17 protein-coding genes are annotated in these 21,870 nt (G+C 45.9%); 8 read left to right on the top strand and 9 right to left on the bottom strand.

What is annotated here, in order from left to right:
* Positions 1-34 precede the first annotated feature (34 nt).
* From L3V31_RS19470 to L3V31_RS19485, 4 genes are all read right to left on the bottom strand, one after another.
* Positions 35-877, bottom strand: coding sequence for a 3-keto-5-aminohexanoate cleavage protein (locus L3V31_RS19470; protein WP_237318521.1), 843 nt, complete (start codon positions 875-877; stop codon positions 35-37).
* Positions 868-2,199, bottom strand: a complete 1,332-nt coding sequence (locus tag L3V31_RS19475; RefSeq protein ID WP_237318523.1) for an aspartate aminotransferase family protein — start codon at positions 2,197-2,199, stop codon at positions 868-870. Before L3V31_RS19475 ends, L3V31_RS19470 begins: the two co-directional genes overlap by 10 nt.
* A gap of 209 nt (positions 2,200-2,408) precedes the next feature.
* The gene (locus L3V31_RS19480) at positions 2,409-3,677 is read right to left on the bottom strand and encodes an O-acetylhomoserine aminocarboxypropyltransferase/cysteine synthase (protein WP_237318525.1); all 1,269 of its coding nucleotides are present in this window, start codon (positions 3,675-3,677) and stop codon (positions 2,409-2,411) included.
* A gap of 205 nt (positions 3,678-3,882) precedes the next feature.
* Positions 3,883-4,800, bottom strand: a complete 918-nt coding sequence (locus L3V31_RS19485; protein WP_237318527.1) for a LysR family transcriptional regulator — start codon at positions 4,798-4,800, stop codon at positions 3,883-3,885.
* Between the two features lie 108 nt (positions 4,801-4,908).
* On the opposite strand from L3V31_RS19485, the gene L3V31_RS19490 reads away from it, so the two are divergent.
* Complete coding sequence (locus tag L3V31_RS19490) at positions 4,909-6,165, top strand: D-amino acid dehydrogenase (RefSeq protein WP_237318529.1); 1,257 nt, start codon at positions 4,909-4,911, stop codon at positions 6,163-6,165.
* Positions 6,166-6,458: 293 nt separating this feature from the next.
* A complete protein-coding gene (locus L3V31_RS19495; protein WP_237318530.1) occupies positions 6,459-8,012 on the top strand; it encodes an alanine/glycine:cation symporter family protein in 1,554 nt (517 codons plus the stop codon).
* A gap of 83 nt (positions 8,013-8,095) precedes the next feature.
* Here the strand turns inward: L3V31_RS19495 and L3V31_RS22045 are convergent, their stop codons facing one another.
* Positions 8,096-8,230, bottom strand: coding sequence for a hypothetical protein (locus tag L3V31_RS22045; protein ID WP_267136037.1), 135 nt, complete (start codon positions 8,228-8,230; stop codon positions 8,096-8,098).
* Positions 8,231-8,477: 247 nt separating this feature from the next.
* Positions 8,478-9,071 carry an acetate uptake transporter gene (locus L3V31_RS19500; RefSeq protein WP_237318532.1) on the bottom strand — a complete coding sequence of 198 codons (594 nt, stop codon included), beginning with the start codon at positions 9,069-9,071 and terminating at the stop codon, positions 8,478-8,480.
* A 227-nt stretch (positions 9,072-9,298) separates the two neighbouring features.
* Here L3V31_RS19500 and L3V31_RS19505 point away from each other — a divergent pair, with 227 nt between their 5' ends.
* Both L3V31_RS19505 and L3V31_RS19510 read left to right on the top strand, forming a co-directional pair.
* A complete protein-coding gene (locus L3V31_RS19505; RefSeq protein ID WP_237318534.1) occupies positions 9,299-12,154 on the top strand; it encodes an MFS transporter in 2,856 nt (951 codons plus the stop codon).
* Positions 12,155-13,174, top strand: coding sequence for an ABC transporter substrate-binding protein (locus L3V31_RS19510; RefSeq protein WP_237318536.1), 1,020 nt, complete (start codon positions 12,155-12,157; stop codon positions 13,172-13,174). It abuts the gene before it with no gap.
* A gap of 61 nt (positions 13,175-13,235) precedes the next feature.
* Here L3V31_RS19510 and L3V31_RS19515 read toward each other — a convergent pair whose 3' ends face one another.
* On the bottom strand, positions 13,236-14,147 hold the full coding sequence (locus tag L3V31_RS19515) for a LysR family transcriptional regulator (RefSeq protein ID WP_346014867.1): 912 nt from the start codon (positions 14,145-14,147) through the stop codon (positions 13,236-13,238).
* Positions 14,148-14,243: 96 nt separating this feature from the next.
* Here L3V31_RS19515 and L3V31_RS19520 point away from each other — a divergent pair, with 96 nt between their 5' ends.
* The 3 genes from L3V31_RS19520 to L3V31_RS19530 all read left to right on the top strand — a co-directional run bounded on the left by L3V31_RS19520 (position 14,244) and on the right by L3V31_RS19530 (position 16,762).
* Entirely contained in the window at positions 14,244-15,104 is an 861-nt protein-coding gene (locus L3V31_RS19520) for a pirin family protein (RefSeq protein ID WP_237318540.1), read from the top strand.
* A 62-nt stretch (positions 15,105-15,166) separates the two neighbouring features.
* Positions 15,167-15,793: an isochorismate family cysteine hydrolase YcaC gene (ycaC, locus tag L3V31_RS19525; protein WP_237318542.1), complete on the top strand. Its 627-nt coding sequence runs from the start codon at positions 15,167-15,169 to the stop codon at positions 15,791-15,793.
* A gap of 54 nt (positions 15,794-15,847) precedes the next feature.
* Positions 15,848-16,762, top strand: a complete 915-nt coding sequence (locus tag L3V31_RS19530; RefSeq protein ID WP_237318544.1) for a pirin family protein — start codon at positions 15,848-15,850, stop codon at positions 16,760-16,762.
* 412 nt (positions 16,763-17,174) lie between these two features.
* On the opposite strand, the gene guaA is transcribed toward L3V31_RS19530, so the two are convergent.
* Positions 17,175-18,728 (bottom strand): glutamine-hydrolyzing GMP synthase, encoded by a 1,554-nt coding sequence (gene guaA / locus L3V31_RS19535; protein ID WP_237318546.1) that lies wholly within the window; start codon positions 18,726-18,728, stop codon positions 17,175-17,177.
* Between the two features lie 99 nt (positions 18,729-18,827).
* Complete coding sequence (gene guaB / locus L3V31_RS19540) at positions 18,828-20,294, bottom strand: IMP dehydrogenase (RefSeq protein WP_237318548.1); 1,467 nt, start codon at positions 20,292-20,294, stop codon at positions 18,828-18,830.
* Between the two features lie 235 nt (positions 20,295-20,529).
* On the opposite strand from guaB, the gene xseA reads away from it, so the two are divergent.
* Positions 20,530-21,861, top strand: a complete 1,332-nt coding sequence (gene xseA / locus L3V31_RS19545) for an exodeoxyribonuclease VII large subunit (RefSeq protein ID WP_237318550.1) — start codon at positions 20,530-20,532, stop codon at positions 21,859-21,861.
* Positions 21,862-21,870: the final 9 nt, after the last annotated feature.

A 21,870-nucleotide genomic window follows, 5' to 3' on the forward strand; every position in this document is an offset into this window, starting at 1 on the left:
GAGCCTTTTTTTCATTCTGACAGAATACCTTTGCTTAGCGGTAGATAGAAGATCTAAAACTTCGAGCATCGTCCAGGAGAATATTGAAGTGTCGGCTTATATCGCTTAGCGCTTGAACTTGTGTGGCATTACTCTTGGCTAACCTTCCACTAGCATCGAGATGGTTATTCTCGAAACCAACCCGGACGTCCACCCCAAGCAACATCGCAGACGTCAAACAGTCCAACTCTTTTGCCCCAAACGCACAAACGGCGCAACGAATGTCTTCTTGTTTAAATCGCTCTAAATTCAAGCCTCGCAAATCCCACGGCGAAGACTGTTGCTGTTTATGGTAGCGACCCAGTACCACAAGCGCATGCTGATTATGGTTAGGTAGCACACCACTTCTGCGATACTGGAAATAACGTTCAATATCCGCCTCATCGTAGAGAATCATTTGACTGAGAATATTATTTTCAGCAACCCAGTGGAAAAAATCCCTCGCCTCTTTTTCACTGCTGTCATTAGGAATTAATTCTCTTAACGCAAATGAAGCCGCTTCTGGCCTTACCGCTTTAATTAACGCTATCTGCTGCTGTGGGGAATACTGACCGACGGCTTCTGTCGTTAACTGAACGATCATCTTCTCGCCAACCGCTTCTTTCACTGCATGATAGATGGGATGATTATCCTCAATTTCTAGCGAATGTTGACCGTTCACATCGCGCGCATGCAAATGGATCATGGCCGCCCCCGCCGACTGACAGGCTAAGGCTTCAGCAACCAATTCCTCAGTGGTCATGGGCAAGCTGGAGTGATCCTGCTTGGTCTTTCTCGCGCCATTCGGTGCGACGATGATAGCGACGGGCTCTCGATGGGATGCTGAATTTATTGCCATGTTGTTGAAACCTCACGCAGTGTACGAGTCAGTTTTTCTACCAATTCATCCACGTGACTTGGCTGAAAAATGAAAGGAGGTGCGAGTAAAATATGATGCCCGTTTACTCCATCGATAGTGCCGCCCATTGGATAACACATTAAGCCATTTTCCATCGCGCGCTGCTTAATACGCTTATCCGCCAAAGTGGTTTTGTTTAAAGGTACTTTACTCTCTTTATCCGCCACCAGCTCAATCCCTAAGAATAGCCCTTTACCTCGGATGTCACCGACATACGGCAAATCAGACAAAGCGAACGTTAGTTCATTACGCAACAACGTACCTTGTCGATTCACGGCAGTTAGTAGCTCTTCCTCGAATATCGCATTGATCGTTGCAACTGCTGCCGCACAAGCAACGGGATGGGCCATAAAGGTATGACCATGCTGGAAAAAACCGCTACCCGATTCAATCGCTCGATACACTTTGTCGTTAGCCACCACCGCACCAATCGGTTGATAACCCGCACCTAGCCCTTTTGCCATGCAGACTAAATCAGGCTCGGCTTCCTCTTGTTCAAAAGCGAAAAAGCTACCGCTGCGACCAACACCGCACATCACTTCATCCATGATCAACAACACATCGTATTGGTCGCAGATTTCTCGAATGCGTTTGAAGTAACCAATAGTTGCAGGAACTGCGCCCGCTGTCGCACCCACTATAGGCTCGGCAATAAACGCCATGACATTTTCCGCGCCCAATTCAAGAATTTTGGCTTCCAGCTCATTCGCAGCGCGCAGTGAATATTCCAGCTCTGATTCATCAATTTTCTGATAACGATAAGCATAACAAGGAGCTATATGCTGGCCAGCATTAAGAATCGGCCTGAAAGGTTCGCGTCGCCACTCATTGCCACCAACCGCTAACGCCCCGAGGGTATTTCCGTGGTAACTCTGCTGACGGGCGATGAAATATTTTTTATCTAGTTTACCGGACTCCACAAAATACTGACGCGTCATTTTAAGCGCCGATTCCACCGCTTCCGAACCACCACTGACAAGATAAACATGATTAAATTGTTCCGACATATGCTGGCAAATCAACTCAGCCAATTGCTCGCTGCTCTCGCTGGTAAAAAATCCAGTATGAGCAAAAGGAACTCGCTCTATCTGCGCCAGCATCGCTTGTTTAACTGCTTGATGGCTATGACCAAGGTTCGACACCGCAGCGCCACCACACGCATCTAAATATTGTTTACCTTGTTGGTCAAACAGATATACCGCTTCTCCGCGGTCGATTACTGGCAACGTGTTATGGCAATGCCGATGAAAAACATTAGACATGTAATTTCCTTAAAGTAAATGCCCTGTCGCTACATCATCTTGAACAAACGCCATTCTCACAAGGGAATAAAATTCGACCTGTATGAGCTTTTGGAATACAGGAAACCAAAAACAAATGATTAATTGAAAATAAAGAAATAAAAATAAAAAAGGCCAGCCTTATTAAAGGCTGGCCTATAGGTGACTAAAAGCTCTATTCAAGTAAGCGTTTAGGCGTTTAGTGCCTGCTCTAAGTCGGCTAAGATATCATCAATATGTTCAATACCAACAGACAAGCGAATCATCTCCGGCGACACTCCCGCTTGCTTTTGTTCTGCTTCACTTAATTGGCGGTGAGTAGTAGATGCCGGATGACAAGCCAGTGATTTAGCATCACCGATATTTACCAAGCGCTTAAATATTTTCAGCGCATCATAAAAACGAACACCCGCTTCATAACCGTCTTTCAAGCCGAACGACAAAATCGCTGAAGGCTTACCTTTCATATATTTTTGCGCTAGTTCATGATGTTCTGATTCTGGCAAACCTGCGTAGCTTACCCAACTGACTTTCTCATGCTGGTTGAGATATTCCGCCACTTTCAGTGCGTTCTCGGTGTGGCGCTCCATGCGTAACGATAGGGTTTCTAATCCCTGCATCAACATAAATGCATTCATAGGCGAAAGTGCCGAGCCCGTATTGCGTAACGGTACGGTTCTCGCGCGACCAATAAAGGCCGCATCACCAAATGCTTCGGTATACACCACGCCATGATAGGACGGCTCAGGTTGATTAAACACCGGGAAACGCTTGCTGTGCAGTGCCCAAGGAAACTTACCCGAATCGACAATGACTCCGCCCAAAGTCGTACCATGACCACCGACATATTTCGTCAGAGAGTGCACCACAATATCGGCACCAAATTCGATGGGCTTACACAACACAGGCGTTGCAACGGTGTTATCCACGATCACCGGCACACCTTGTGCGTGAGCAAGATCGGCAACACGCTCTAGATCGATGATATTACCAGCAGGGTTACCAATGCTCTCGCAGTACACTGCTTTGGTATTTTCATCAATAAGTTCCGCCAGGCTTTCCGGTTTGTCATCCTTGGCAAACTTCACTTGGATGCCCTGATTAGGCAACATGTGGGCAAACAAGGTGTAGGTGCCACCGTAGAGCTGTGGAGTGGATACGATGTTATCGCCAGCCTGTGCCAAGGTCAGAATCGCATAGTTAATGGCTGCACTGCCTGCGCTCACAACCAAACCAGCAATACCACCTTCCAAAGCGGCCATACGCTTTTCCAGAACATCATTGGTTGGGTTCATAATGCGCGTGTAAATATTGCCCGGTACTGCTAGGTTAAATAAATCTGCACCATGCTGAGCGTCATCAAATTCATAAGCAACGGTCTGGTAAATAGGGGTCGCCACGGATTTAGTGGTAGGGTCCGTTTCATAACCAAAATGGATCGATAGCGTTTCGTCTTTCATGTTCTTCCTTGCGCTTTATCTCTAAAAATAGCCGTATTCATCATGCCTATTTTTCGTTCAAAGAACCTCGCTATAGGTCACAATGCATACCATTAAACCTGTCGCTGATATGGTAATGGGTAAGATCTTTCAATTGGCCAATAGAAACAAAGCACTACGGATTGAACCTATTTTCAATACCTCGGATGTAGTCTCTGCACATCGCTTATTCAGTGGAGACTTGCTGTAATAACCAACTACGAAACTTTTCTGTCGAGTCACTTTTGGTATTCATGATCAAATAATAACCCGCGTTAGCCGGTATCGGATTAAAAGGGGAAACTAAGCGTTGGGTAACAAGTTCATCTTCGATCAACGCCATCCTTGCCATTGCAATGCCCACGCCCGCTTCAGCCGCAGACATGGCCATGTCAGTGCGATTAAAAAAGTGTCCGACATCAGTTTTAATATCCAGCCCCATAGAAGATGCCCAATATAGCCATTCGTAGTCACGGGTGGCTTTGTCCCAAGGTAGCGCATCATGTAATAGCGTCGCATCTTTCCACTGAGCGATTGAAGCTAAAGCATCATTTTTATTTAGCGATGCTTTCAGAAATGCATGATCCTCGAGATATTTAGGGCTCATGACTGGCAACAACTGTTCATCTAAAAGCAGTTCAGCGTCTTTATATCGGTAAGGGTGTAGCCCGTAATCGATAGCGACATCGTAGTCTTTCAAATCGCTGTTAACCAACGCCACTTCGGCAAAGATTTGCACTTGTATATCTGGATGTTCCAGATGGAAGCTCTCTAGCTTTGGCACCAGCCATTTGAAGGCAAACGACGGCGTCAGCTTCAATTTAATTTCATTGTTTTGCTTATCGACCTTCAACTCATCGAGCAATTTTCCCAGTTCAGAAAAGTGAAACTGGGCAGCTTGTTGAAGTTGAACGCCCTTTGTCGTTAAGCGGATGCCACGGGAGTGGCGTTCAAAAAGATTAAACCCTAATGCTTCTTCTAAGTGAATAATTTGTTGACTAATTGCCCCCGTCGTCAGGTGCAAAGACTTCGCAGCACCAGTAAAACTGCTATGTTCAGCAACTTGACTAAATAACCACAAACCATTTACTAGATTACCTCTCATACCTCAGCCTATAGTTTTTCTAAACTCTATGTGTAATTTATATCGATTGTTAAAAAAAGGTAAGCAAAAGAAACTAGCCACAAATAATTATTGTGTGTGGAGTGCAAAATGGAAGTCATCGTATTAGGTAGTGGCGTTATCGGTTTAACATCGGCTTGGTATTTATCTCAGGCAGGCTACCAGGTAACGGTCATTGACCGCCAACCAAGCAGTGCAATGGAAACCAGCTTTGCTAATGCAGGCCAAATTTCTTATGGCTATTCTTCGCCTTGGGCCGCGCCGGGTATTCCTATTAAAGCCATCAAATGGCTCATGGAAGAGCATGCTCCTCTCAAAATAAAGCCGACGCTAAACTCGGATATGATCAGCTGGGCATCGAAAATGGTCGCGAACTGTACGTTGCCGCGTTACCAAGTAAACAAAGCGCGTATGCTTTCTATCGCGAATCACAGCCGCGTATGCCTAGAGCAGCTACGCAAAGATCATGCAATTGAGTATCAAGGGCGACAATTCGGTACCCTGCAAGTATTTCGTACAGAACAGCAGCTAAAAGCGATCGAAAAAGACCTCAAACTGCTTGAGCAAAGCGGTACACGTTTTGAGTTGATGGACGTTGAACAGTGCATCAAACAAGAGCCAGGGCTTGCTTTAGTCCAACAGAAAATCGTGGGTGGTTTGTACCTTCCAGATGATGAAACGGGTGATTGCTTCCAGTTCTGCCAACAACTCACTGAGCTGGCAAAAGCACATGGTGTCAGATTTGAATTTAATACTGAAGTGAGCAATTGGGTTACTACAGGCAAAAAGATCACAGGTGTCCAAACGAACCGTGGTCTGTTCAAAGCGGACCAATTTGTAGTCGCTTCAGGAAGCTATTCAACAGCCTTACTCAAACAGCTTGAGGTTAATATTCCAGTTTATCCAGTCAAAGGCTACTCACTGACGGTTCCAATTGAAAACGAGCAATACGCGCCTCGCTCTACGGTGATGGATGAGACGTACAAAGTTGCCATGACACGTTTTGACGACAGAATTCGTGTTGCGGGCACTGCAGAACTCGCCGGATTTGATGGCTCTATCCCGACCAAAAGAAAGAACACCATTGAAATGGTCATTCGCGATCTATTCCCTCGTAGCGGAGACTTTAGTCAAGCGGAGTTCTGGACTGGCTTCAGACCGATGACTCCAGATGGCACACCAATCATTGGGGCAACACCTTACGAGAACCTGTTCACCAATACAGGACATGGAACGTTAGGCTGGACGATGGCGTGTGGCTCAGGCCAGCTATTAGCAAGCATCATGACGAAGGAAAACACCAAAGTCATTGAGCAATCAGAGCTTAACTTATTCCGTTACGCCTGATTAATAAACAGCCAATAAAACCATAATATGCACCTACATTAGCATATTAAGCTTGTGCATTTTTTAGTACATTTTAATAACAATATTCTGCATACTTAATCAAACAAGGAATCTTAGCTTAAAAAACCATCGAATAAGCAACAGTAACCAGGCATTAACGAGAGTTAGTCATTCTGTGTTCACCGTCACGCTATCAAGCATTTTAAGCTAAAAAGGTTAACAATTGCGTTACAAAAAAAGGTAATGTGTTGTTGCAAAAATAACCGCAAACACAACTAACAGGGAAAATACTCATGCAGTCATTAGTTGATTTTCTGAATGGAATTATCTGGAGCCCAGTACTGATCTACTTGTGCCTTGGTGCTGGCTTATTCTATTCAATCATGACTCGATTCGTTCAAATTCGTCATTTCTTTGAAATGTGGCGTCTATTGCTATCAGGAAAGAGCTCAACAAAGGGGATTTCATCATTTCAGGCACTTGCCGTATCGCTATCTGGCCGTGTAGGTACAGGTAACATTGCTGGTGTAGCAGCCGCTATCGGTTTCGGTGGTCCAGGTGCCGTTTTCTGGATGTGGGTCGTAGCATTCTTTGGTGCTGCAACGGCTTACGCAGAATCAACACTTGCGCAAATCTATAAAGAAGAAGACGAAGGCGAATTCCGTGGTGGTCCAGCTTACTACATTGAAAAAGCGATGGGTCAAAAATGGTACGCTTGGATCTTTGCTATCTCGACTATCTTTGCGTGTGGTGTACTACTCCCAGGCGTTCAATCGAACAGTATTGGTAACGCAGTAGAAGCCGCATTCGGCTCAGGTGACATGATCGAAACCGCTATCGGTACCATCAGTTTTGCTAAAATTTTCACTGGTACGGTTGTCTGTGTCATTCTTGCTTTCATCATTTTTGGTGGCGTAAAACGTATTGCAAGCTTCACTCAAATTGTTGTTCCATTTATGGCTTTGGCTTATATCGTGACAGCATTTGTTATCATTCTGCTTAACATCGGTGAGGTTCCACGCATCTTCGGTATGATCATTGGTGATGCGTTCACACCAATGGCGGGTATCGGCGCAGCGATTGGTTGGGGTGTAAAACGTGGTGTTTACTCTAACGAAGCTGGTCAAGGTACAGGTCCTCACGCAGCGGCAGCAGCAAGTGTTGACCACCCTGCGCAACAAGGTCTTGTACAATCGTTCTCTATCTACATCGATACACTGCTTGTTTGTTCAGCAACAGCGTTTATGATTCTTATCACTGGTGCTTACAACGTACATGGTGCAGTAGAAGGCGCGTTCCTGGTACAGAACCTGCCAGCGGACATTGGTGCTAACGGTCCAGTATTTACTCAGATGGCTATCGAAAGTGCGCTTCCAGGCGTGGGCAAACCATTTATTGCAATTGCTCTGTTCTTCTTCGCATTTACGACTATTCTGGCTTACTACTACATCGCAGAAACAAACATCGCATACATCCGTCGTACGTTTAAAGTCAACGGTCTGATGTTTATCCTGAAACTGGTCATTCTATCAGCGGTGTTCTACGGTACAGTAAAAACCGCTAACCTTGCATGGGCAATGGGTGACGTAGGTGTAGGCTTGATGGCTTGGTTAAACATTGTCGGTATTCTGATCATCTTCTTCATGTCTAAGCCAGCACTTAAAGCGTTGAGCGATTACGAAAGACAACAGAAAGAAGGCGTGACTGAGTATACGTTCAACCCAGTAGCGCTAGGCATTAAAGGTGCTGATTACTGGGAAGGGAAATACAAGCGTAAGACTGGTAAATCAGCTCACACCGCCGGTGTCGAAGCGACACAAACAACAGCAGAAGAAACTTCTCTGTAAGATTACAAAAATAAATACAGCAATACACAACAACAAGGGCCAGCGATTCGCTGGCCCTTTTATTATTTGTACTATTCGATATTTTAATAATCAGGGCAGATATCTCGCATATCCTGCAAGATGCCATCAAACAGTGCGGTAGCACTTTGCCTCATGATTTCACGCTTCGGGCGAACCACAGAAATGACACTGTCTGGGATATTGTCCAGCAGTGGCACTACCGTTAACTCGTTTTTAATATAGTCCAGTTCAAGAGGCCCATTAAAAAACAGCGCCGAAAAGTCATCGGGCTACAGGGTAAAAACCAAAGCCAAACAGATTAACTAAACCTTATACAGATAAGAAAAAGCTCGTGGAATGCCACAACAATTTATAAATCAGATAATTCCCTCTTGGAACAACTGACTTCAGATAATAAAAAAGCGGACCTTGAGGTCCGCTTTTGAAATCTCAAAAATTTAGCGTTTAAGCCATTGCAACAGCTTCAACTTTACGAGCAATTTTAGCTTTACCAACAGGCAGTACTTCACGACCAAACTCATTGTTCAGCACTTGAGCCATAGCAAAGTAAATCGCGCTAGCACCACAGAAAATACCTTCAAAGCCAGCAATTGCACCGATCAACTCGCTACCAGTGAAATCGCGCGCGGCAAGCAAGAAGAACAGAATAGTCAGAGAACCAAACACAACCTGTTTTGCTGTTGGATAGCAAAGAGAGCCAATGAACATAAAGCCTGTAAAGATACCCCATAATGCCAAGTACCAACCCATAAAGCTCGCTGGGCTTGCTGGTAGCCCCATGTGAGGCATAACAATCAGACCGACTAACGTCAGCCAGAATAAGCCGTACGAAGTAAACGCTGTAGTACCGAACGTGTCACCACGCTTAAAGCACATAATGCCAACAATAACTTGGCTAAGGCCACCATAAAAGATGCCCATCGCTAGAATCATTGAGTCCAGTGGGAAAAATCCTGCATTATGAATGTTTAGCAGAATCGTGGTCATACCGAAACCCATTAGACCTAGCGGTGCTGGGTTAGCCAGTTTTGTCGACATGTACAAATACCTTTAAAAAAAATTGATAAAAAATGCGCGCAAATTTTAATGGAGGTAGTCACAAAAGAGAAAAGCCGTTACTGGAAACTTAGATTTCACAAATAAAGTCAAAACTCTGCCTGAGCATAACTGTTGGCCGTAAATTGATTTTGAAGATTTATGATTCAATACTTAATCATTAGATAGGGGTTATACCGTACAATTGCATTGAATTGCGGAGGGAGGAGATGACTATATTATGGCGAAGCTGGTTCGCGTTTGTCACTATCCTTGCTGTCATTCTGTCTACTTTCTCTCTTCTGTTCTGTCTTCAATTCAACTCGACCTTATCTGAACTCATTGCACACCGACTGTCGGTAATCGCTCACACTACGGCAACAACATTTAAGTCAGTTACCGATCTTGGCCTACCGCTGGAGATGATGAAGAACGCCCAAGCCATCTTAAATCATGCGCAAGAGAATGATGACACAATCCGAGACATTCACGCCTTTACTCCATCAGGCAAAATTATTTACTCGACCACCCAACCGACTAATGCAGTAATCAACGAGCATGTATTACAGACACTACGCCATGCGGATCATCAAGAATGGAGACTGGAAACTCAAAATACAATTTTCAGCGGATCTTCAATTTATAACCGTCATGATCAATTGGTTGGAGGCATTGTCATTGACTACCCCAAACACAATTTTAATACCAACAACCAACAATTAATTATCTTCGTTTTATTCACTTCAATATTGATATTTTGTAGCTTCGCAATCGTTTCATTTGTTATTTTCAAGCTGATATTATCCAAAGCTATCAAAGGGATGAGATATTTAGATACTATTTCTAAAATATTGCATTCAGACCGAAGCCGCCGACCTTTCAGCCGCAGATATGTAAATCATAAAAAAGAAAACTTTGGGCTGTTGGCTCCCATTATTTCCAGTTTGGATGACCAGATAGAACGTGCGAATGCACACTTTAATTCAACTAAGATCGCGTTAACCGCACATAAACAGACTCGTAAAAACGCTCAACCATTCCGTAGTGTCAGCTGTGTTTTTCCTCAGAAAGAAGGCGATCCTGTCGTTGATGACAGTAACCTCAGCGAGACATTCGCTAAAAAGTTGCTCCCTCTAATAGCACTTCTGCTAATACTTGCCGTTGCATTATTAGGTACGCTTTCTGTTCGCTATATGAGTCAATTCATCGAACCAGAAATTGTCAATCGAACTCAGTTAATTGGAAAAATCGTCAACAGTGATATACAGCGGGCCGTCAATGCGGGCATCCCCATAAGCAAAATAACCGGAGCCGAGGAGTATCTGTCAGCTCTAATTCAGGACTTCAAGGAAGTTTCTTATATTGGTATTTTTAGTAACGGGAACGCAATCGAGTCGGGTAATAAAGAAAGCTCTTCTTTCTCCACGACGAACATTTCACAAAATGACCTTCAATACATTATCAATTCCGCTGATAGAAGTGTGGGAAAGATCATCATCGATATCGACTCTGACTTTATTCGTAAGCAATTTAATGAAGTTTACCTCGATATCATTGTCATTATCATCGTTACCACAATGATCACTTTTGAGTCGATGGTAGTCATGATCTGGCGAACAGTCACTTCTCCTATTATGAAGTTGCATACTTTGGCCTCTCAGCAAGCTATGGGCGATTTTTCCAAATTTGTGATCAGCAAAAGCAACAACAGCTTTGGGCACATTATGGATGTATTGTCTCAACGTTCGTTTGAGCTATACCGCCTGTCACGACAGAGAGCGGTTTCGCCTCCACCAGCAAACCGATACCATTTATCAACACTACATCACGGTCAAAACCAGTACCACACAGAGCAGACTAAACCACAGTTACTCACGTTCTCGCACCTTAATGATATCCGCTGGCCTCTGTTTCTGTTCATTGCAGCCGATGAACTCCCCCTGTCTTTTTTCCCGTTGTTTACCAGAGCGGCAGAAAATCCTTGGGACTGGTTAGATCAAAGCATCATCATTAGTCTGCCATTAGTCGGGTACTTGATCGCCATATTCATCTGCTCCCCGATTTCCAAACGCTTAACGTTAATGCTAGGGCACAGGAAGCTCTTATTATGGGCCATGGTACCAGCGGTGTTTATCCAAATCGGTTTATACTTTTCTACGAGCGTTACAGAGATAATTTTCTTTAGAACACTGTCTGGGTTTGGCTATGCCATTGCCACCTTAACGTATCAAGATTACGTGATCGATATGATCTCCCCACAACGCAGAACTCAGTCACTAGGCAACTTTACCGCTGTGTTAGTCGGTGGCATTTTTTGTGGCACGGCGACTGGGGCAATCTTAGCTGACAGATTAGGGCAACATTCAGTGTTTCTAATCAGCTCGGTACTTGTGGCGCTCGCCTGCCTGTTAATAACACTCCTACTCCCCGCCAATACCGCATCCACAGTGAACAGACAACATCAGGAGTTCAAACTCTCTTCAATTGTTCGTCTATTAACCAATAAAAGATTCTTCTCTTTCGTGGTAGGGATTGCAATGCCTTGCAACGTTATCATGCAAGCTTTCGTCGCCTTTATCGTCGCTTTGTATATGAATCAGCTAGGTGCTTCCACGGCGGAAACAGGTCGCACGCTGATGGGCTACTTTCTCATGACTTACTTTGTTGCCCCAGTTTCGACAAAGTACTCTGAACATAAGGTATCCCCCACTAACATCACCATTATTGGTGCGACGGTCACGGGTATCGCACTCTTGCTTGCGGGCATCGCAACGACTCAGCAAGAATTTCTTCTTGCAGTATTAGGAGTCGGCTTAGGTCACGGCTTAGTTCGCAGTCATCAGCTGCCCGTGTTAGTTCAACTTACCGAATCCTCATTGGCTAAGATCAGCCAATATGTAGTCTTAGGCGCGACACGAACTATTGAGCGCGGTGGAAGCATCTTCGGTTTACTGGTTGCAGCATGGCTTTCAGGTGCAGTGGGTTACCCACGTACTATAATCCTGTTAGGCACTTTGTCACTGTGCGGTGTCTTACTGTTTTCATTGACACATCTTATTGAAAAACCAATACACAATGGTGATTAGATGCCTCGTTCTCAACTTTGTCTTTTGCTACTCATTATGATCAGTGCATGCTTTCCTTTATCGGCTCAAGAAAAGAGGGCTACCGATGAAGATAGAAAACTGATCTATATGGTACTTTGGAGAGGCTGTGAAGAAGCATGTAACTCGTTCATAGAGTCTCTAAAAAGCAATGACTTAAAAACCAAAATTATTCAGAGAGACGCTAAAGGCGATAAGTCTCACTTCCCCAAGTGGGTCAAAGAAGCAAGAGAACTCAATGCTGATCTTATCGTCACTTGGGGAACGAGCGCGACATTGGGTATGGCGGGTAGAATCGGCGAGAAAGACAACGATGCCTTCATCAGCAAAATTCCGCTGGTATTTATGATCGTTTCAGATCCGATTGGTTCGCGCATTATCCAAAGTTATGCACAAACTGGTCGAGATAATATCACGGGAACTCGAAACAGACCTGATGACATCGTTTATATCAATGCGATTCGCTCCTATCTTCCGAGGTTTAATAAACTTGGCATGCTTTACAATAGCAATGAGCCAAATTCAGAGCAAAAAGCAAAACAGATTAAAGTTCTGGCGAAAAGCATGAATTTTGAAGTGATCTCACTTCCTCTAGCTCTCAATATAGAGGGCAAGCCACGTAAAGATGACATTGCAGTCAAAATGGAAGAACTAAAGTCTCAAGGTGTAGATTTTATATATATGGGGTCGAGCTCATTCTTACGCAGTCACCAAAATCTATTTACTCTATCAGCGATGAACCGAGGGATGCCAGTTCTAAGCCCATATCACAATACAGTCACCAACTCTCATGCATTGCTTTCTGTTGCAGCCAAGTACGAAGATATTGGCCAGTTAGCGGCCGAACAAGCATTGCTAATCCTTAAAGAAGGCAAGATACCTGGGACTATTCCTGTACGCTCAGTTAGCCAATATACCTATCTTATCAATATGAGTGTTGCTCGAAGGTTGAATCTCTATCCGTCAGTAGAAATTCTTCAATTTGCACATTTAATCAACTAGAACAGACACTATGAAATAACCAGAGATGGGCATCTGTTGGTAGCAATAAAAAACTGCCATTCTACTCTTCATCAAAGCGGGCATAGCGATCAGCTAGGAAATCAATCAATGCTCTAACTGAAGGCAACAGACCTCGACGAGAAGGAAATACCACATGGATAATTTCTTTTGGCGCTGTCCAGCCATCAAGGAGCTTAATTAAACTTCCATCTTTCATCTGCTGCGTAACCATCAAGGTCGGCAATTGTACTACCCCCACTCCTGCTACTGCTGCATTACGCAGCGCAACCATATCAGTAGTCACAAAGCGTGGCTTAAAAGGCACTTCTATGAGTTTATTGTCAGGCGCGTACCAGCTCCAGACAAATTGGTATTGAGGTTGTCCCAATCCCAGAGAAGGCCAGTTACATAGGTCAGTCAGGTGATTTGGCAACGCATAACTGTCTACAAGAGCCGGGCTGGCAACCAAACTCAAACTACGCTCAGATAACACTCGCATAACGAGCTCACTATCTTCAAGTGGGGGCGGCCGCACTCTAATAGCCACATCTACACCTTCAGATATCAGGTCCACACGACGATTAGACGCTTCAAGTTGAATATTTATTTGCGGGTACTCTGTCATAAACTCAGCCAGCATACAGCCGATGTGAGCGTGCAGCAATGCGATGGGACAGGTCAGGCGGATGGTGCCTCTGGGTTCAGATTTTAACGAGTCGATGGCGTCCTGCGCAGACTCTGCTTCCTCCAGCATCGCCTTGCAGTGCTGAAAATAAGTCAGCCCCACTTCAGTGAGATGAAAACTGCGAGTGGAGCGATAAATCAGCTTAGTATCCAACCGTGCTTCCAGCGCTGCAATCCGGCGACTGAGCTTGGACTTGGGAATACACAACGCTCTACTGGCCGGAGCGAAGCCGCCGTATTCCACCGCTTTCACAAAATAATAGAGATCATTGAGATCCTGCATCTTCATCGTTCCACCAGTGCAACAGTGAGATGCATTTTAGCAGTCTACTCAATCACTGTACCACCTATATGATCACAACAAGTGAAATTTAAGGAGACTCTTATGAAATCTATCTACGGCATTATTAAAGATCCCTCCCCCCATTGGGTGGGTAATGGCTTCCCGGTTCGCTCGCTGTTTTCTTATCACAACCAGGCCGCTCAGATGAGTCCCTTCCTACTGCTGGATTACGCTGGGCCGATGCGCTTTCCCGCCGATGGTGTGAAGCGAGGCGTAGGAGAGCACCCCCATCGTGGTTTCGAAACGGTCACCATTGTCTACAGAGGCGAGGTAGAACATCGAGATTCCACTGGCAAGGGCGGCATAATTGGATCCGGAGATGTGCAATGGATGACCGCAGGCGCTGGCATTATGCATGAAGAATTCCATTCCAGTACATTCAGCCAAAACGGTGGTGATCTGCAGATGGTCCAGCTTTGGGTCAATCTGCCCAAAGCGGACAAGATGACGCCTCCCGGTTATCAGGCTATTACCAAGGCCGACATTCCCGAAGTGCCATTGGCCAACAACGCTGGCACTCTGCGGCCTATCGCCGGTCACTTTGACGGTCATCAGGGCCCGGCCAATACCTTCAGTCCTATGCACGTTTGGGACTTACGTCTCAAGACAGGCGGACAAACCCAGTTTGATCTCCCCCAGGGCTGGACCACCGCCGTGGTGGTGCTGGAAGGCGAAGTCTGTGTCAACAGCTCCGATCCAGTCAGCGACGGTAATATGGTATTGCTCAGCCGCCAGAACAGTGGCGTTAAGCTGCATACGTCACAGAACAGTTTAGTACTGCTGCTCAGTGGCGAGCCCATTAACGAGCCTATCGTAGGTCACGGTCCCTTTGTTATGAACACCAAGGAAGAAATTTTACACGCTTTCGAAGACCTGCAACGCGGTCAATTCGGACGCCTGTGAAAACCGGAGCCGGTATACGGCTCCTTATCTAAACTACCAACTACTATTTCCCGGAGGAAATGATGAGCTTTAAATACAACCGACTCGACAAAGATAACGCTGCGGTACTATTGGTCGATCATCAGGCCGGCCTTCTGTCTCTGGTACGTGATATTGAACCGGACAAATTTAAAAACAATGTACTGGCGCTGGCTGATTTAGCCAAGTACTTCAATTTACCCACCATTTTAACCACCAGCTTTGAAACTGGCCCTAATGGTCCTTTGGTGCCTGAGCTGAAAGAAATCTTCCCTGACGCGCCCTATATTGCTCGTCCCGGCCAGATTAACGCCTGGGATAATGAAGAATTCCTGGCCGCAGTTAAGGCTACGGGTAAGAAGCAGCTGATTGTGGCAGGCGTTGTGACTGAAGTGTGTGTGGCCTTCCCTGTTCTGTCCGCACTGGAAGAAGGTTACGAGGTTTTTGTGGTTACCGATGCTTCCGGTACCTTTAACCCCATAACCCGTGACGCAGCCTGGGATCGCATGTCACAAGCTGGTGCGCAGCTGATGACCTGGTTCGGTACTGCCTGTGAACTGCATCGTGACTGGCGGAACGACATCGAAGGATTGGGCGCATTGTTCGCCAACCACATTCCCGACTATAAGAACCTGATCACCAGCTATACCACATTAACCAGCAAAGACTGAGTTTTCATGTAAAACTAAAGGGAGCCGTGCTCCCTTTTTTCACAGGAATTGATTATGAGTAATCTCGCATCCGAACTAGTTCAGGATTGCAGCGTTATCAGTGGCTGCAACGCGTTAAAATTGGTGCTCAGACCCAAGGATAAAGATCTGGGTGGCTTTTGTGTGCGCCGTACTCTGCCCACCAAGGGGTGTCACAGCGTCGGCCCTTGGGTGTTTTTTGATCATATGGGCCCTGCTCACTTTGAAAAAGATCAGGGCATCGACGTGCGACCTCACCCCCATATTGGCCTTGCAACAGTCACTTACCTGTTTGAAGGTGAAATGCTGCACCGTGATTCACTCGGTACTGAAGCGCGGGTATTGCCTGGTGATATAAATTTGATGGTGGCCGGTCGAGGCATTGTGCACTCAGAACGCCAGCGCGAAGAGATTAAAGCGGGTCCCCAGGATGTTCACGGCTTGCAACTATGGCTTGCACTGCCCACTGATCTGGAGCAATCCGAGCCGGGCTTCTTCCATTATGACAAGGCTGAAATTCCCGAGGTAGAACGAAACGACGTACCAGTACGGGTCATGATGGGCTGCGCTTATGGGGTCACCTCGCCGGTAAAAACCTTCTCTAAAACTCTGTACATCGAGGCGCGCCTGAAAGCCGGGCAAACGCTCGTATTGCCCGAGGCAGAGGAAAGAGCCCTGTATATTGTCAAAGGTTCAGTGGCCTTGCGTGAGATCACTTTGGACGAACACTGCATGGCGATCTTTGGCGATGAATCCGACATCACTGTAACTGCCCAAAGCGATACCATACTGACGGTGGTCGGCGGTGCGCCAGTGGGCAAACGCTATATGGAATGGAATTTTGTCGCCAGCGACAAGTCGCTGATTGAACAGGCCAAAGCTGACTGGAAGGCGGGCCGCTTTGCCAAGGTTCCCGGCGACGAGCAGGAGTTTATTCCTCTTCCTGAATAACAACGGCACAATACCCGTTGCTCTGGTAAAGGCCAGAGCAACGCTTTTTTGTATCCAGTGCAAACTCTCAGCCGAAATCCCAGCCAGAGCTATACATTGCCGACCAGTACCAGTCACTCTCCACCGAATATCAATGAGAAAGAAAAACACCTAACTAACAGTTAGTTATAATCGCACTTGTTCTCAATACCTTTATCTGTACCATGCCCCATCAAAAACACTCAGCATGGTATCGGGCGTAATCCATGGCATTACCGATGAATCACACCCATTAAAATACCACGGTCAAACCGTGCTTGGTGTTGCCAGACATTGCCCAAAATGACCAAGCCAAGAACAAAAAAAGTCCGCAATTACGCGGACTTAAGTATGATTTAGTGCCTGTTAGTGCCAGACGTTTCCAGTTGGAAAATTATTCCCACTCGATTGTCGCTGGTGGCTTACCAGAAATGTCGTAAACAACACGTGAAATGCCGTCAACTTCATTGATAATGCGGTTAGATACTTTACCTAGGAAGTCGTACGGTAGGTGTGCCCAATGCGCTGTCATAAAGTCGATGGTTTCTACTGCACGCAGCGATACAACCCAGTCATACTTACGACCATCGCCCATTACACCGACAGAGCGAACTGGTAGGAATACCGTGAACGCTTGAGACACTTTGTTGTAAAGGTCTGCTGCGTGAAGCTCTTCAATGAAGATAGCGTCAGCACGACGTAACAAGTCACAGTACTCTTTCTTGATCTCGCCAAGAACGCGAACACCTAGACCAGGACCAGGGAATGGGTGGCGGTAAAGCATGTTGTAAGGAAGACCTAGCTCTAGACCGATCTTACGAACTTCATCTTTAAATAGCTCACGTAGTGGCTCAACTAGACCCATTTCCATATCGTCTGGCAAACCGCCCACGTTGTGGTGTGATTTGATCACGTGCGCTTTACCAGTCTTAGAAGCTGCAGACTCGATAACATCTGGGTAGATGGTGCCCTGAGCTAGCCATTTTGCGTTAGCTAGTTTCTTAGACTCTTCATCGAAAACGTCTACGAACACATGGCCGATAGTCTTACGCTTGTCTTCTGGATCAGACTTACCTTTTAGCGCGTCAAGGAAACGATCTTCTGCGTCAACTTTGATGATGTTTAGGCCGAACTTGTCGCCAAACATATCCATTACTTGCTGACCTTCGTTTAGACGAAGCAGACCGTTATCAACGAATACACACGTTAGCTTATCGCCAATCGCGCGGTGAACCAACATAGCAACAACTGATGAATCCACACCACCAGATAGACCTAGGATAACTTCATCGTCACCCACTTGCTCTTTGATACGAGCGACTGCGTCTTCGATGATAGATTCAGATGTCCATAGACGCTCACAACCACATACGCCAAGAACAAAGTTCTCTAGCATTTGCAGGCCTTGTTTTGTGTGCGTTACTTCTGGGTGGAACTGAACGCCGTAGTATTTTTTCTCTTCATTCGCCATCGCAGCGTAAGGACACGTGTCTGTCTCACCTACTTTTACGAAGTCTGCTGGGATTTCTACTACTTTGTCACCGTGGCTCATCCATACGTCTTGAGTTGCTTCAAGATCTTTGAATAGTGCAGATTCGCCAGAAACTTTAACTTGTGCGTAGCCAAACTCACGCTCGTTTGAGCCTGCGACTTTACCACCTAGCTGCTCTGCCATAGTCTGCATGCCGTAGCATACACCAAAAACAGGAACACCTGAGTCAAATACGTATTGAGGTGCGCGTGGAGAGTTCTCTTCTGTTACGCTTTCAGGGCCACCAGATAGGATGATGCCATCTGGGTTAAATTCGCGAATATCCGCTTCTTCTACGTCCCAGCTCCATAGTTCACAGTAAACGCCGATTTCACGTACGCGACGAGCAACTAATTGAGTGTACTGAGAACCGAAGTCCAAGATCAGAATACGTTGGTCATGGATATTTTTAGTCATTTTGAGCAGTCTTTTTTAGGCTAAGTGATTAAAACCGAGGCGAGTGTACTCGCCTCTTCTTAATGCTTCAAGGAAAAAGCAAACGTTTACGTTAGGCTATTAGTTACCTAGACGGTAGTTCGGCGCTTCCTTAGTAATCTGAACGTCATGTACATGAGACTCTTGCATACCTGCGCCAGAGATACGTACAAATTCAGCTTTAGTACGCATATCTTCGATAGTTGCAGAACCCGTTAGGCCCATGCTTGAACGTAGACCGCCCATTTGCTGGTGTACGATCTCTTTTAGGCGACCTTTGTATGCGATACGACCTTCGATACCTTCAGGTACAAGCTTGTCTGCTGCGTTGTCAGACTGGAAGTAACGGTCCGAAGAACCTTGAGACATCGCGCCTAGAGAACCCATACCACGGTAAGCTTTGTAAGAACGGCCGTTGTAAAGAATCACTTCGCCCGGAGCTTCTTCCGTACCAGCAAACATAGAACCAACCATCACACAGGATGCACCAGCAACGATTGCTTTACAGATATCACCAGAGAAACGGATACCGCCATCTGCGATAACAGGAACACCGTACTCATTCGCCACTTCAGCCGCATCTGCGATTGCTGTGATTTGAGGAACACCAACGCCTGTTACGATACGAGTCGTACAGATAGAACCAGGGCCGATACCAACTTTCACTGCGCTTACGCCAGCTTCGATAAGTGCTTTAGCACCAGCACCTGTTGCTACGTTACCGCCGATGATGTCTAGATCTGGGTACGCTGCGCGAGTTTCACGGATACGGCTTAGAACACCTTCAGAGTGACCGTGAGACGAGTCAATTAACAGTACGTCAACGCCAGCTTCAACTAGAGCAGCAACACGTTCTTCGTTACCTGCACCAGCACCAACTGCTGCACCAACGCGTAGACGACCACGCCCATCTTTACATGCGTTTGGTTTACGTTCTGCTTTATGGAAGTCTTTTGCTGTGATCATACCGGTCAGTTTGAAATCGTCATTTACAACCAGTACTTTCTCTACACGTGCTTCGTGCATTTTTTCTTGCACTTCTTCACGTGTTGCACCTTCTTCTACTGCCGCCAGTTTTTCTTTTGGCGTCATAACTGAAGATACTTTCTTAGAAAGGTCAGTAACAAAGCGAACGTCACGGCCAGTGATGATACCAACAAGTTCATTGTGCTCAGTTACAACAGGGAAGCCAGCAAAACCGTGTTTTTCAGTCAGTGCGACTACGTCAGCGATGGTTGCATCAGGGTTGACTGTTACAGGGTCTGTAACAACACCTGATTCGAATTTTTTAACTTTACGAACTTCGGCAGCCTGCTGCTCAATAGACATATTTTTGTGGATAAAGCCAATGCCACCTTCCTGCGCAAGTGCAATAGCGAGACGAGCTTCCGTCACGGTATCCATCGACGCAGAAATCATTGGAATATTCAGAGCAATATTTTTCGTTAGCTGAGTGCGAAGATCAGCTGTGTTTGGGAGAACGGTGGAGTGTGCTGGCACTAGCAGTACGTCGTCGAATGTCAGCGCTTCTTTGGCAATTCTTAGCATTTGCAATATCTCACAATTAGAGGAGTAAAAAAAAACAATCCAAAGTCTCATCGTTTCGCATAATGAGGGTAACCGTTTTGGTCAACGAGTTACATTTGGATTAGATATTGCGGAGGGATTATACGTTCAACACAATCGATTGACTACAAGTTTCTTTAATTTTTTTCTTGCAATCGCCCCCTTGCTATGTATTATATTTCCGCTAATTTCCATACTCACGTCTACGAGATTAGCTGTGCTCTCCCAGACCAATCAAAACATTTTCACCGTTTCCCGTCTTAATGCAGAGGTTCGCCTACTGTTGGAAAATGAAATGGGGATCGTCTGGCTTGTCGGAGAGATTTCAAACTTCTCAGCTCCCGTCTCTGGACACTGGTACCTAACGCTTAAAGACTCTCGCGCTCAAGTGAAATGCGCTATGTTTCGTGGCAACAATCGTCGTGTGACTTTCAAGCCTGCAAACGGTAACCAAGTATTGGTAAAAGCACGCCTCTCTCTGTATGAGCCTCGCGGCGACTACCAACTTATCATCGAAAGTATGCAGCCAGAAGGCGATGGTCGACTGCAGCAAGAGTTTGAAGCACTCAAGATGAAACTGGCAGCAGAAGGGTTGTTTGCCCAAACGAACAAACAGATTTTGCCAGAGCACCCAAAACGTGTGGGTGTGATCACCTCAAAAACCGGTGCTGCACTTTACGATATCCTCGATGTATTAAAACGCCGAGATCCCTCTCTTCCGATTGTGATTTATCCAACCATGGTTCAGGGAGAGGAAGCCGCTATCCAAATCGCACAAGCAATTGGTCGTGCAAATAGTCGTAATGAATGTGATGTGCTTATTGTTGGCCGTGGTGGTGGTTCATTAGAAGATTTATGGTGCTTTAACAACGAGATCCTTGCACGTACGATCTCGGCAAGCCAAATCCCAATCATTAGTGCAGTTGGTCACGAAGTAGATGTAACGATTGCTGACTTTGTCGCCGACGTACGAGCACCAACGCCTTCGGCAGCCGCGGAGCTGGTAAGCCGCGATAATAGTCATAAAGATCAAGCCCTTGTCACTCGTCAACATAAATTGGCGAGCGCACTGCGTTACTATTTGGCTCAACAAAAACAACAAGCAGCGCAACTGCTACACCGTTTAGAGCGTCAACACCCTAGCTATCAATTGCAGCGTCAGTCTCAGCAACTGGATGAGTTAGATTTGCGTCTACGCAGAGCAATGCAACGCTTCATCGATACTCGTCAACAAGCGATTGAACGTAAACACCACCGTCTACAATTGAACTCTCCTGTCAGACACTTAGCTCAGCAAAAATCGAGACTAGAGCGTGTCGAGCAAAAGCTATTGGATGCCATGGATCGCAAATTACTGACTGTGCGTCATCAACTGGCAATGGCAGCAGAAAAGCTGGAGGCTGTTAGCCCGCTTGCAACTCTTAAACGTGGCTATTCAATTACGCAGACAGAGCAAGGTAAGGTAATTACACAAGCTGAAGATGTGAAAACGGGCGACCGCCTAGTCACCCGTTTAGCAAATGGTGAGATTCGCTCGACCGTAAACTAACCCAGTCTA

This window comes from Vibrio sp. J1-1, assembly GCF_021728395.1.
Taxonomy (GTDB): Bacteria; Pseudomonadota; Gammaproteobacteria; order Enterobacterales; family Vibrionaceae; genus Vibrio.